General features: G+C 45.2%; 10 protein-coding genes. 3 read left to right on the top strand and 7 right to left on the bottom strand.

The window, feature by feature from the left end; all coding sequences use genetic code 11:
• On the bottom strand, positions 1 to 252 hold the full coding sequence (locus tag LYNGBM3L_RS38270; RefSeq protein ID WP_008183220.1) for a hypothetical protein: 252 nt from the start codon (positions 250 to 252) through the stop codon (positions 1 to 3).
• Between LYNGBM3L_RS38270 and LYNGBM3L_RS12340 the strand changes: the two genes are divergently transcribed.
• From LYNGBM3L_RS12340 to LYNGBM3L_RS48595, 3 genes are read left to right on the top strand one after another with little or no spacing between them, the layout of a single operon-like run.
• A complete protein-coding gene (locus LYNGBM3L_RS12340; RefSeq protein WP_008183222.1) occupies positions 251 to 550 on the top strand; it encodes a hypothetical protein in 300 nt (99 codons plus the stop codon). The genes LYNGBM3L_RS38270 and LYNGBM3L_RS12340 overlap by 2 nt on opposite strands.
• A 30-nt stretch (positions 551 to 580) precedes the next feature.
• On the top strand, positions 581 to 2,869 hold the full coding sequence (gene glgB / locus LYNGBM3L_RS12345) for a 1,4-alpha-glucan branching enzyme (protein WP_008183225.1): 2,289 nt from the start codon (positions 581 to 583) through the stop codon (positions 2,867 to 2,869).
• A 26-nt stretch (positions 2,870 to 2,895) separates the two neighbouring features.
• A complete protein-coding gene (locus LYNGBM3L_RS48595) occupies positions 2,896 to 3,018 on the top strand; it encodes a hypothetical protein (RefSeq protein WP_267872021.1) in 123 nt (40 codons plus the stop codon).
• On the opposite strand, the gene LYNGBM3L_RS12350 is transcribed toward LYNGBM3L_RS48595, so the two are convergent.
• The 6 genes from LYNGBM3L_RS12350 to hpsA form a co-directional block, all read right to left on the bottom strand.
• Positions 3,012 to 3,620, bottom strand: coding sequence for a pilus assembly FimT family protein (locus tag LYNGBM3L_RS12350; RefSeq protein WP_008183228.1), 609 nt, complete (start codon positions 3,618 to 3,620; stop codon positions 3,012 to 3,014). The genes LYNGBM3L_RS48595 and LYNGBM3L_RS12350 overlap by 7 nt on opposite strands.
• Positions 3,621 to 4,199: 579 nt before the next feature.
• Positions 4,200 to 4,835 carry a type II secretion system protein gene (locus LYNGBM3L_RS12355; RefSeq protein ID WP_008183230.1) on the bottom strand — a complete coding sequence of 212 codons (636 nt, stop codon included), beginning with the start codon at positions 4,833 to 4,835 and terminating at the stop codon, positions 4,200 to 4,202.
• Between the two features lie 246 nt (positions 4,836 to 5,081).
• Positions 5,082 to 6,056 carry a hormogonium polysaccharide secretion pseudopilin HpsC gene (hpsC, locus tag LYNGBM3L_RS12360; protein WP_008183232.1) on the bottom strand — a complete coding sequence of 325 codons (975 nt, stop codon included), beginning with the start codon at positions 6,054 to 6,056 and terminating at the stop codon, positions 5,082 to 5,084.
• A gap of 54 nt (positions 6,057 to 6,110) precedes the next feature.
• Complete coding sequence (gene hpsB, locus LYNGBM3L_RS12365; RefSeq protein WP_008183233.1) at positions 6,111 to 6,800, bottom strand: hormogonium polysaccharide secretion pseudopilin HpsB; 690 nt, start codon at positions 6,798 to 6,800, stop codon at positions 6,111 to 6,113.
• A gap of 56 nt (positions 6,801 to 6,856) precedes the next feature.
• Positions 6,857 to 7,147 (bottom strand): hypothetical protein, encoded by a 291-nt coding sequence (locus tag LYNGBM3L_RS12370; RefSeq protein WP_131827236.1) that lies wholly within the window; start codon positions 7,145 to 7,147, stop codon positions 6,857 to 6,859.
• A gap of 79 nt (positions 7,148 to 7,226) precedes the next feature.
• Complete coding sequence (gene hpsA, locus LYNGBM3L_RS12375) at positions 7,227 to 12,362, bottom strand: hormogonium polysaccharide biosynthesis protein HpsA (RefSeq protein WP_008183237.1); 5,136 nt, start codon at positions 12,360 to 12,362, stop codon at positions 7,227 to 7,229.
• Between the last annotated feature and the right edge of the window lie 125 nt (positions 12,363 to 12,487).

Genomic DNA, 12,487 nt, shown 5'->3' on the forward strand with positions numbered 1-12,487 from the left:
CTAGGAATTATTAGTAAAAATCACAAACAAACCCCTGAGAAAACCCATAACCCTAGCCATCACCCTCAGGTTAGACCAAAACAGGAAACAAATGCGCAAAGTGTGCGCTCGGGTAGCGTGGCCGTAGGCCAATCCCATCAATGGAAATCCCTGTAAATAAATCACACAGCCAAGCTTATAAATCCAGACGCCACACCCACTCGTGAATCGGTTGAGATAGGATTTGATTAACGACTCAATCCTGTTGGTCATGGCTAAATTGTTGAAATTGTTAGGAATTGGCCTAGAATTAACTATCGCTATACTTCTAGTTAGACCAGCTTGGTGTTTACCACCTCCGGAGGATGTACCGGAAGAGGTGTTGAGAACTGAGATTATTATTGAAGCGCGATCGCCTCTTGATGGCAAGCCACTTAGTGCCGCTGAATACGCCCAACTGCAAGATGCCATAGCACAACGCTCAACCAAACCTGGCCTTGACCCCAAGATTAGAGAATTGATTTTTCTGCTGCAACTGAGCGATTTGTTTCGGACAATCCTTCCCTTCTAACGGTGATATTGCCAGACCTGTATACCCTTAATGTCTTCAAGAATTACTCCCGAACAAATTGACCGGATCGTAGGAAACCAACATCATAACCCCTTTGAGGTGCTTGGTTCCCATAAATTTGAGCAGGATGGTAAGGTTTGTTGGGTAGTGCGGGCTTATCTACCAAATGCAGAAGCAGCATGGGTACTTCTGCCAACGGAAAGGAAGTCTTACCCAATGCAATCGGTACACCATCCTCACTTCTTTGAGGTGGAAATTGAAATACCTCGGCTGGCTAATTACCAACTGCGGATTAAAAAAGGCGGACGCGAATGGGTTAGCTATGACCCCTATGGCTTCCGTTCTGCCAAACTAACCGAGTTTGATTTGCACTTATTTGCCGAAGGGAATCATCACCGCATCTACGAGAAACTGGGGGCTCATCCTACAGAAATTGATCGGGTTGAGGGAGTCTATTTTGCCGTTTGGGCACCTAATGCTCGTAATGTTTCAGTCATCGGAGATTTTAATGATTGGGATGGGCGTCAACATCAGATGCGCAAAGGAGCCACCGGTATCTGGGAACTATTTATTCCTGAACTGGGAGTAGGAGCAGCCTACAAGTACGAGATTAAAAATTCCGAAGGTCATATCTATCAAAAATCTGACCCCTATGGTTTCCAACAAGAGGTCAGACCGAAAACTGCTTCTATTGTTACCGACTTGGATGGCTATGAGTGGCATGATCATGACTGGATGGAGCATCGGCGTCACACTGACCCCTTGAGGCAACCGATTTCTGTCTATGAGATACATCTGGGCTCTTGGCTTCATGGGTCCTCAGCTGAACTTCCTCAGGGAGCAAATGGTGAAACCCTAACGGTGGTAACCGTTTCAGACCTCAAACCAGGAGCCCGTTTCCTGACTTACCGAGAACTAGCCCAAAAATTAATTCCTTATATCAAAGAATTGGGCTTCACCCATATCGAAATCTTGCCTTTGGCGGAGCATCCCTTTGATGGGTCTTGGGGCTATCAGCTTACCGGTTACTATGCTTGTACCTCGCGCTATGGTAGCCCACAAGACTTGATGTTTTTGATCGACCAGTGCCACCAAAATGGGATTGGGGTAATTTTGGATTGGGTCCCCGGTCATTTCCCCAAAGATGCTCATGGTTTGGCTTTCTTTGATGGTACTCATCTCTATGAATACGCGGATCCCCGTCAGGGTGAACATCAGGAGTGGGGAACCTTAGTCTTCAACTATGGCCGTAACGAAGTGCGGAATTTTCTGGTAGCTAACGCTTTGTTCTGGTTTGATAAGTACCACATTGATGGGATGCGGGTGGATGCCGTAGCATCTATGCTCTATCTAGACTATTTACGTGGGGATAGACAATGGATACCAAACCAGTATGGGGGTCGGGAAAATCTTGAAGCGGTGGATTTCCTCAGGCAAACTCATCACGTAATTTTTGGTTATTATCCTGGTGTTCTCTCCATTGCCGAAGAGTCAACGGATTGGCCGATGGTGTCTTGGCCAAATTATTTAGGAGGTTTGGGATTTAATCTGAAGTGGAATATGGGCTGGATGCATGATACACTAGATTATTTTAGCATGGATCCCTGGTTTCGCCAGTTCCACCAGAATAATGTTACCTTCAGCATGTGGTACAACCATGCTGAGAATTATATGCTTGCCCTATCTCATGATGAGGTGGTTCATGGCAAGAGTAATATGCTCGGGAAAATTCCCGGGGATGAGTGGCTCAAGTTTGCTAATCTCCGCTGTCTGTATGCTTATATGTTTGCTCACCCAGGTAAGAAAACTCTATTTATGAGTATGGAGTTCGGTCAGTGGAGTGAGTGGAATGTCTGGGGAGATTTGGAGTGGGATTTGTTGCAATATCAACCCCATAAAAATTTGAAGCAGTTTATTACTGACCTGAATTATTTGTATCGTAGGGAACCAGCGCTTTATACTCAGGATTTTGACCAGGACGGGTTTGAATGGATTGATTGTAGTGACAATCGCCATAGTGTCGTGTCATTCATTCGCTATGCTCACGATTCGGAAGAGTTTATTGTGACAGTGTGCAATTTTACCCCTCAGCCCCATAGTCATTATCGAGTAGGAGTCCCCGAGATGGGATTCTACAAGGAATTGCTCAATAGTGATGCTCGCCAATACGGTGGTAGTAATATGGGGAATCTAGGGGGTAAGTGGACAGATGAATGGTTCTTCCACAATCATTACTATTCCCTAGATTTGTGTTTGCCACCCCTGGGAGTGTTAATTTTAAAGCTTGATGATCAGAAGACTCAAGCAGAGTTGCAGTAGTGGGGAACTTCTGGAAGTGTGGGGAGATGGGGAGATGGGGAGCCAGATCAACAACTTTTCAAAACTTTCCTGTATGGCTACTCCCGATTCCCGATTCTAAATTCTCAATTCTCAATTCTCAATTCCCAATTCCCTGCTGCCCTCAATAACAATATTTCTTACTGTTATTCGGTTTAGGATGATATCTACCCTTGCGCAGGGCTCCGATTAGGGTGGATACGTAAACGCAACGTTGGGTGGTGATATTGTTATTATTATTCTTGGTGATTAGGGTGATTTGTCCCAGTTGTCCGTTGGTGTTTCCTTTGTGGTTAAACTGGACTCGCCATGGTCCAGTATTTGAACAGTCTCCCTTTGGTTTGGCTAGGGTAGTTTCGGATTTACCTTTCTTATTTTTGTCTTTGTAGATGGCAATGGTAGGGCTTAGGCTATGCCAATGGACTTGATCTAAGATGCATGTTTTTCCCATCGCTCGGTGAATTGACCACTGGACAATACCATCTTGTTCTCGAAAGCTAGTTTGCCAGGTCGCTTTGTCTCGTTTGGCGTTGCTTTGGGCAATCCGCATGGCTCGGTAGATTTCGTCTTGGGCTATGTTGAGCTGCAGATGATTGATAAAGGTAAGCCAGCTGGGGGTTGCGATCGCAGCCAATAGTCCAACTACTAACACTATCAGAATAGTTTCCAGTAGAGTGAATCCAGCGATCGCATCAGCTCGGGATTGATCGCCCTGTTGGCTATTGAATTGCATGGACTATCACCCTGATTTTAAGTTTGACCTTTGGTTTAATTGTGCCTAAGCTATCAGCTATTAGCTATCAGCGTGTCGCGTATCAGCTATCAGCTTAAGGCTGACGGCTGACGGCACCTCAAGTAGCGTGGCCAAAGGCCACGGCTGACGGCTGAATACTTACAATTGTTGCTTGATATAGTTTGATTTAATTTAATTTTTTGAACGACTAACAGGGAGAATGTTCTGAAAAAAAAAGACCTGAAATAGCGATTTCAGAACTTTTTCGGTTGTCTTTAGTTTAGCTTTATTGTTATTGGGAAGGGATTAGGGAGTAGGGAGTAGTTGCGTAGGGTGCGTGATCAGACGGGCTGGCACTCATTTTCCGCCTCGTCGTCAGCCTTTGCACAGCCCGCCCCGTAACGCACCACCGGGTCTATAAGCTAGTCTCCCAGACTCAACAAACCAGCTTTTTTGTCTACCACTAAGGGTCTTTCCTCTAGCCAGGGTAAACCCAACAAAACTTCAGTAATTTCTGTACCAGCTAATACTGGTATAGTTAATTCTTGACCATCTAGGCAAAACTCAGCACTATGTTGACTAAGGACATCCCTCTTTTCTGTCAGTTTCTAGGGCACCCAAGATAGTTTTTACTATTACACATCGCTTGGTAGCTTCAATAGGGTTATCTTTATCCTTAGAATCAGGAACAGCTACTACGATAGCTAAGCCATTTCCAATGTCTGGATCCTCTAGAACGCCCTGGTTATCAAAGGTAATGGTTTTATCGTCACTTAAACCCGATAATGTTCCGCCAGATTTGTTGTCATCAATTAGGTTTGTAGCAATCCAAACTTGGTCTGGTTTGACCCCTAAATCACCAACTAAACTCTGCCATTGAAAGGTCTCAGGTGTTTGAGCATTGCCCTGATTATCCTTAGCCTGATGAACAGCAGCTTGTGGATCATTGCCGTTCATCCTAAAACTAACACTGTAGCTGAGTTTTTTATTTTTAGCTTGTCGCTGGGCTTCCTGGATTACACTTAATACTCTCTCATTCACTTTACCCACTCGTTGTCGATTCACAAATGCCAGCCAGCTGGGAGCAGCAATTGAGGATAAAATTCCTACTAGTAATATAACTACTATTAATTCGATCAACGTGAAGCCAGCATCCTGATTTGGTTTCCGGCTTAGGGTTTTATGATATAACATTTTTAGTTGAGATGTAAACATATAATTAATAGAAAACGGTAACTACATAAAATGCTATAGCGTTTCTGATATTTATCAAGTACATTCAATCTTATTCCTCCATTCCCCCCTTATTAAGGGGGGTGAGGGGGGATCCTTACTCCCTACTCCCTAAAAAAACGTACCTCACCCAATTCCAAACTGCTATATTAGTTAATATTCAAGAAACCCCGTCCTTCAATTTGCATGGTTACACTAGGAAAATAGCGAGACCGGTCTTCTTTGTATTCATAGTCCTAAGAAACCCCGTCCTTCAATTTGCATGGTTACGGTCGGGAAATAGCTAGACCGGTTTGGTTTGTATTCATAGTCATTTGGATTATTTTTGAGCCGAGCTAAAGCATTCCCTATCAAAAATAATTGGGCAATTCTTTTTTCTGCATCCACACAAGCATAGAAGCCACCGTTTGGTTCACTTGGAACTAGCAAATAATTATTTGGACAATCTGGTGTTATTGCCGTTGCTTTGTTGTCAATGTAATCTACCAAGATTTGAGCTTTAGTAGTGTAAGGAGCATCCTCTTTTGTCCACTGATTCAATTTTTCCTTGAGGCTGTTTCCTTTCTTGCTAAGATCAAAGGATTTAAAGCCTGGGCTAGCAGGTATACCAACTTTATTTACTTTATTTGAAGTGACATCGATGATTTTATCATAAACTTCAAACCGACCAATTCTAGCAATATTTGACCACTTATCATTTTCTTCAGTGATTAAGTAATAGGCAACCAAAGCATAGACAAAGGTATCATTTTTATTGGTAAAGTCGCCAATGGTTTTGCCATTGACTTTGTCTTCTCTATAAAAATACTTCCGCTTCCAGAATACCAGCACAGGTTGACAGTTACCTTTGTTACAACCTGGTGCTGCAGCAACTGGTGGGATTTGGTCTTGGATTCCAGAGTCGTCCGCTGTTCCAGCATTGTCTCTTTCAACTCCAGAAGCATCATAGATATAGACCGCTTGCTCCAAGTCTCTGGCTATGTAGTCCATAGCGGCTTGGATTTCTTGTTCTGAGGTAGCTTTGGCTTGCTCTTTACGGTCTGTATCGACAATAGTAATCATAAATCTTAATAGTGGCGCGATGATCAGTACCGCAACAATCATGGCCACCAGGAGTTCAATTAAGGTGAAGCCGCCATGGTTGATCTTAGGCTTATTGTTTTTGAGTTGATGGGCGAGTAACTTTCTGAGTGAGCTAATCATGGTTAGGGTTTTTGTTAGTAGTATTTGATAGTAATTACCGTATTCGTTACAAGATTATTTACAACCCCCTAGGCGCTGGCAAAAAAGGCTAAAATCGGGTTTACCTGTGGTAATTTCTGTAGTCATTTCTACTAGGGGGGCTTTGCGATCGCTTAATCCTGGTCCCCTGGCTTTTGCCTTAGCCCCCTTCTCACCAATGGTCAAGTCACCTTTATCCTTAAAGGCATCGGCTCGGTAAACCCGCACCCCCAGAAAGTAGCTTTTATCAATATTATTACTTGGGTCTCCTGATGAAGTGATACTCCGAAATGCCTGGATGATTAAGTCTCTTGGACTGTCACTACTACAGCCACCTTCATCGAGATCTATACAGTAAATACTGGTATTAGGGTCATTCTCGCAATAGGAATTTTTGTTACAACCGTTTAACTTTGATGTTGGAGGAGGAGCATCAGTCTTCGCAAATTTATCTCTTTTTGTTCGTATGTCGTCATCTGTCATAGTTACCTTGTCTTCGGGATGGTCGATGGCTCCACTCCGCACACCATCGATGTAGCCTCTAGCTGCTTGCACTGCTAGTTCTACTCGTCGCGATTGGACTCGATTGGCCACCCCTAAAACAATCATGGGTGAGATGCCAAGCATCAGAATAGTAATGATCAGCATTGCCATCAAGGATTCCATGATTGTGAAACCAGCATCTGATGATTGACAAAGGGGTTGTTGCTTCTGGGGATTGATCATGATTTAACTATTAATTATTAAGGGAGTCGAAATATGTAGGGTGGGCAGTGCTGGAGTTAGATTGATTTGCGTGCCATAGACTTGGATTGGCACTGCCCACCACCGATGGCAGTTGCGTAGGGTGTGTTAGGGGCGGGCTTGCCATTATTTTTCGCCTCGTAGCCAGTCTTGGGATAGTCCGCCCCGTAACGCACCACCCAAGGTTGGGTAGGCACTGCTCGGTTAATTGGGAGTGTCAGATCCCCCCTAACCCCCCTTAACAAGGGGGGAACCGGAGCCAGATGTAGATGTAGGGTGGGCAGTGCATCAGACCAATTCATTTTCTGGCAAATCAGGGTGGTAGGCACTGCCCACCACCCTGAGATTAATCACAATCGTGCTTGATTATTCATAGTTCAACCAATTAACCTCCAACCTGAAAACCTTTTATTTCCGGCAATAGCGCCCGTTAACCGCTAGATTTCCTTTATCGTCTTTAGCACACAGTAAAGTTTCCACCCAGCTGTCATCTCGGGAAACTTCCCGGAAAAACTCATCAGGGTCTCCCGCTGAGGGAGTGGTAAACAGGCCAGAGAAAAGGTCTGGTAACTGAGTCAACAGAGCCACATCGAAACCATATCGACGTTTGGGTGCCATGTAATAGGGAAGTCGGCCACTAGCAGCGGCATAGGGCATGAAAGACCCATTCCCTCGATCATCATCATCTATCTGGTATCCAAATCGACTGGGAACTATTTCATTCGGGGCATTCTGGGAACCATGCCAGAATGGGGCTGTATCATAGGCAGAACGCTTGAACTGGATCAGAGAGCCACTGATCCGAGCGGGAATACCGTCTGTTTCCCTGCAGCTTCCTCCCGGTTGCCGCCAGTTTTCTAGGTAACGGACGAAGTTAGCTACACCACCATTATTTTCCGTTGGGCTTGGGGGACTATCCCCGGAAGCAATCACTAAATTGAAGGTTTCTCCGTCCGGGTTCTGATTGGGATTGGCTCGCTGTGTCCAGCCCTCTTGGATTTCCACACATTCCCCTTCTCTTATCGGGAGTCCGTTATTCCTTCGTCCGGGTTCAGCAGTCAGGGAATGAACTTGTAGGACTGGTACCAACATCGGTTGCTCTGTTGTTGGGTTTAATGGCCTTGGGAAAAATAGTGGTCTGTCGGTACCGAAGCTTAGAGCGGTATTGGTAAAATCCAAAGGATCTCTAGTTGTTCTATACCACAGAGCATGTGGTTGTAATCGAGGTCTGTTGGTAGGGTTGAAAGTATTGTATGGGTATTCTGCGACGGTCCCTGAATTATCTACTGTTCCATCCGTTCCGTTGATTCCCAGAGGAGTCGGAAGATTATCACTATCTAGCTCCAATTTATTGCCAGTATCCCGTTTGAAAGCAATGCGACGGGGATAGCGTCGATCTTTGGGTTCTATGGCAGGTTTTGCGGTTGTGCCGGAGAAAAGTAGATTGACATTATTTCCCACAAGGTCACTAGCCCTTTGCGGTGGATTAACGCCTTGTGCACTAACCACCCAGTCCTCAGGTCTACAAGCTGAAACCGGTACTTTCCGACAGATTTCCATCACATACTCTGGAAATTCCACCCGTCGCTGAATTGGAGTTACAAAATTGCTTAGGTAGGAACTGTTTACAGTTCTACCGTTCGGATTTTGTAAAGTACTAGGTTGAGGGTTGCCATTGGCATCTGGAGTATCAATACCAGGAGTGCCGTCCACATCCCACCAGTTGGCACTAGTGACAAAATTATTGTCAAATATGCCATTTAGTTTTAGTCCTACAGCAACATGTATCTCAGACTCCGGAACGCTAATGTCAGTTGTATCACCATCACCATTTAGGTCAAACCCTTGATTAGTATCAGGGTTAAAGTTAATATCCGGCTCATTGAAAGTATCTGTTAAGTCACCATCCCCATTCACGTCATAACCTATGACAATTTGAGACTCTAGAACCTGAGTGTCACCTCGAACACCGTTGCCATTCAGGTCAGCATTATTAAAGTTAGCCTCATTTACAGGGTCTATTAAGTCATCATCCGGGTCTAAGTTACTACCCATTGGTATCCCCCTCAGGTCATAGTCGCCATCGGAGCGGTAACCAAACTCAAAATTATTAGACAGTAGGGTAACGCTATCAGCAATCACTACTGCTGGTCGCCACAAATCCCCTGAATTACAATTCGGCAATCTATCATCCTCTTTGCGACAAGCAAAGTTTTCCTCGAGAGTGTCACGACCGTAGAAATTACCATTTTCGCCATCATCCCATTCATCATTTTGCAGTAGTCGATCCTTGAACTCTTCCACCAACTTTCCCCCAGGGGTTTGGTGCAAATTAAAGCCGGATTGTATCTTAGACCCAGCGATAACGTTGGGATCAGCTTTGATATACACTGGCAAATTGGTGGCTAAAATTAAGCCCTTCTCTGCTCCTGGCGGATCGGTCAATTTAAATGAGTTACTTTCGTCTTTACGGGCTAGGACTGTCCCATTGCGTAACATAATCCCATTGGGACGGCGGGTGGGGTCAACGGTAAAGTCTACGCTACTGGAGCTGAGATTTTCTTGAGGGGTAGCGTTAGGATCATTCTGACTGAGGTCTGGTAAAGCATCATCACGGGTGGCGTAGATAACTCCGCTATCGGGTAACAGAAATTCTGGGCTGGGACCTTTGGGTGATGTCCCAATTTCTGTTGTTCTGAGCAGATTGAGATCCAACACCGTAGTCCTGATTTCCAGAGGCTGACGGTCTTCTATCCCTAGGTCATAGGTATGCTCAGATAAGTTATAGTTATTGGACTGGTTAGGAGCCTGATTAATATCCTGGACTTGTCTGGCATTCAAAAAGGACTGTTCGTAGATTGCCCCATGAGGTATCGGTGGACTACCCATAGGAGTAGCACTGCCGTCTAAAATTGCTAAGGCGCAACTTGCGGTATCAATAGCTGAATTATCAGCTAGGGTGCGCTCACCTGCTGGTTTGAATAAAGCTGTGTTCAAGGGTTCGTTGACAAGACGCCCATTGGGAAATACTAATTGGGATTGTCGTCTCAGTCTTGAGTCGCCAGCATTTCTACCAGGAAAGGGGTAAACGATGCCATTGTTAGACCTTCCTTGGTTAGGATTGCCAGGATCAAATCGCTCATTGTCCCAATCCTGATCCCCAGATGCAAATGCATTGTAAGCCGATGCTTCATCTGTGGGGTCATAGTAGCTACTGACACAGGCAATCGGTTCTTGGTCAAAATTACCATTTTCTTCTTCTGGGTTCTTTCCTGGGTTTTGGGTGTAGTGATAAACGGCGCTTGCCCTCATTAATAGGTCACTTTTCTGGTAAAAATCAGTAATGTCATCACCATTAGGAGCCATACCATTATTATTACCAGTTAAATCACCATCTACACCACCATGCATGGGCATGGTATCTGGCCAGACGACTATGGGGAATCCTCTCAATTGGGCTGTTATGTCATTTACCTGTATTCTGTCATCAATACGCCGACTTCCGGGATCGACAAACCTAATATCCCAAGCCGGAGGGGGCAAATAAGACTCCAAATCAGGATTATTAAGAGTATTGCGGTTATCGCGAGGGAAATCAGGTTGTCCTTTGATTCTCGGCAACAGATCAGACTCATCATCATCCACATAAATCCCAGCACCGGTAACTACCCGCAATCCCCCAATCCCTTCCAGGGGCTGACTAGGTTGCTGTGCAGCTTTTCGTTCCCAGAAACCATTGCGGTCAGTATCCCCTAACTCAGACAAGGGAGTAACTTGGGTAGTGCGGAAGCGCACCTTCTTGTCCTCATCCTCAAAGTTATCCCACTCCACCTTCTTATCTATGTCTTGTTTAGCTCTGGCACCTTGGAATTGCTTTGCATCGTTATCCCACCATCGAGCCGGTAAGCCATGACCGATCAAAACGCGATCGCCAATTTTTCGTTCCTTACCTTGATCCTCTTGTAGGCTTGGTTCCGTTGCGGCGGGACTGAGCTTATTTCCAGTGATATTCAGCTTTAGCTTATTGTTACTGTTTGTAGTACCTGGTTTATAGGGAAATATCCATTTATCCTCGGGACGAAGCTCGTTACCAGTACCTTGGAGATTGGCATTTCCAGGGTCTCCACCCTCCTTAATTTCAGCATAGGGAACACGACGGGTGCGGTCTTTGAAGTATATCCTTAGAGCTTTGAGCCGTTGTCTGTCAAGCTCCTCACCGTCAAAGTCTTCGTACCTTTCTTCAACTTCCCTTGGATCAGTACCCCCACCTCTATCAAACTGTTTCTTTACCAGATCATTAATTCGTGCCGTGTAGGCTTGGCTGTTATCCCCAATCTTATCGGGTGTTTCGTCAACGGATTTATCATTTTGGCCTAAGTTAACATTTGTGTTCGGTGCTCCGTTCCCATTGAACAGATGTATTTTTCCTCCTTTGTTATTATGTTCTTTCTGATCAACACGACCAAAGGCCATATTGCCGCCGACAATAATCTTGCTGTTTTCCTCCTTGTAGTAACAAGATTTTGGGCTACTGACTTGAAAATACTCATTATTTCCCCGACGATTACCGGTTAGAAAATTCCCGTTGGTAAAAATCCGGCCATTAATCTGGATGCCATCCCCTGGAGTAATTTGTAAATCATCCTCGTAGACAATGGCATTGTTGGCTAGGGGAATTCTGGCTCGGTCTTGCTGATACTCTAGAGCTGAGAATCCCGCCTCACCCTTGTAAGCCTCATAGGTTTGACCATCTATGTTGTTATCCCCAGCCACAATCGGCACCGTTGCGGTGTAAACAAATATACTTTTCTTTAATTTCGACCCAGACTTAAACCACCCGGAATTATCCACTAGGCTAGCGCTAGTGTCACCGGCTAGGGGACACCGATCGCTGTCGTTGGACTCCCCCATCGGTGGCGTTCTCGCTTGTACAGAGGTTCTGGAGTCTGGGTTTCTTAATGGATTTTGATTTTGATTTTGATTTGGCTGTGGACTTTTGAAATAAATTCCGTAGAGGGTGTAGCTATCGAATAGGCCATTGTTATCCGTATCAACCGGAAACCTCCAGGCAGTGTCTATGGTGTCTTGAGTGACTTCGTCTTCGAGGGTCAAACGGGTTTCATCACCAAAGTTGTATTTGGTATTCTTGAAGGCATTTTCCAACGCTTCCTCTGATGGGGTGGAGCGGGGCAGGGTGGGGTCAGCAAACAAGGCTTCCAATTTGGCTTGAGCCCGCTCAATGGCAGGAGCGGCGGCATTGAACACCGCTTGATTGACGCGATAATTACTGGCATTTTTGACCCGGTCAAAGGAGCGCAACACAATGGCAGTTACCAGCAAGGTTACCACCAAGGTCACCATAATCGCGGTAGGCAACACAAAGCCTGCTGTTGCCACCCGCGACCGACGGTGTAAAATAAATAAGCTACGCAATAGCCAACGCATCAAGGGTTTGGTGATGGCTTGAGACAGTTTTACTACCTGTTTGAGTAGTTTTGCGATCGCATTCGCTAATTTCTTCCTGGTTGACTTCCTGGTTGACATAGGGATTTTCCTGTCACATTTTCTGAGTAGATTCCTGAAGACGAACTAGTTCAAGCACCCTAGATGATATTAATAGGACTTACGAAGTTTAGTCCTTTTGCNCACCTACCGTACGTACGTACGTA

This window comes from Moorena producens 3L, assembly GCF_000211815.1.
GTDB classification, from domain to species: Bacteria; Cyanobacteriota; Cyanobacteriia; order Cyanobacteriales; family Coleofasciculaceae; genus Moorena; species Moorena producens.

What these genes read in the sequence shown, in the direction of transcription:
- LYNGBM3L_RS12340 (WP_008183222.1), top strand. Translation starts at nt 251, where the DNA reads ATGGCTAAATTGTTGAAATTGTTAGGAATTGGCCTAGAATTAACTATC.
- LYNGBM3L_RS38270 (WP_008183220.1), bottom strand. Translation starts at nt 252, where the DNA reads ATGACCAACAGGATTGAGTCGTTAATCAAATCCTATCTCAACCGATTC.
- glgB (WP_008183225.1), top strand. Translation starts at nt 581, where the DNA reads ATGTCTTCAAGAATTACTCCCGAACAAATTGACCGGATCGTAGGAAAC.
- LYNGBM3L_RS48595 (WP_267872021.1), top strand. Translation starts at nt 2,896, where the DNA reads ATGGGGAGATGGGGAGCCAGATCAACAACTTTTCAAAACTTTCCTGTA.
- LYNGBM3L_RS12350 (WP_008183228.1), bottom strand. Translation starts at nt 3,620, where the DNA reads ATGCAATTCAATAGCCAACAGGGCGATCAATCCCGAGCTGATGCGATC.
- LYNGBM3L_RS12355 (WP_008183230.1), bottom strand. Translation starts at nt 4,835, where the DNA reads ATGTTTACATCTCAACTAAAAATGTTATATCATAAAACCCTAAGCCGG.
- hpsC (WP_008183232.1), bottom strand. Translation starts at nt 6,056, where the DNA reads ATGATTAGCTCACTCAGAAAGTTACTCGCCCATCAACTCAAAAACAAT.
- hpsB (WP_008183233.1), bottom strand. Translation starts at nt 6,800, where the DNA reads ATGATCAATCCCCAGAAGCAACAACCCCTTTGTCAATCATCAGATGCT.
- hpsA (WP_008183237.1), bottom strand. Translation starts at nt 12,362, where the DNA reads ATGTCAACCAGGAAGTCAACCAGGAAGAAATTAGCGAATGCGATCGCA.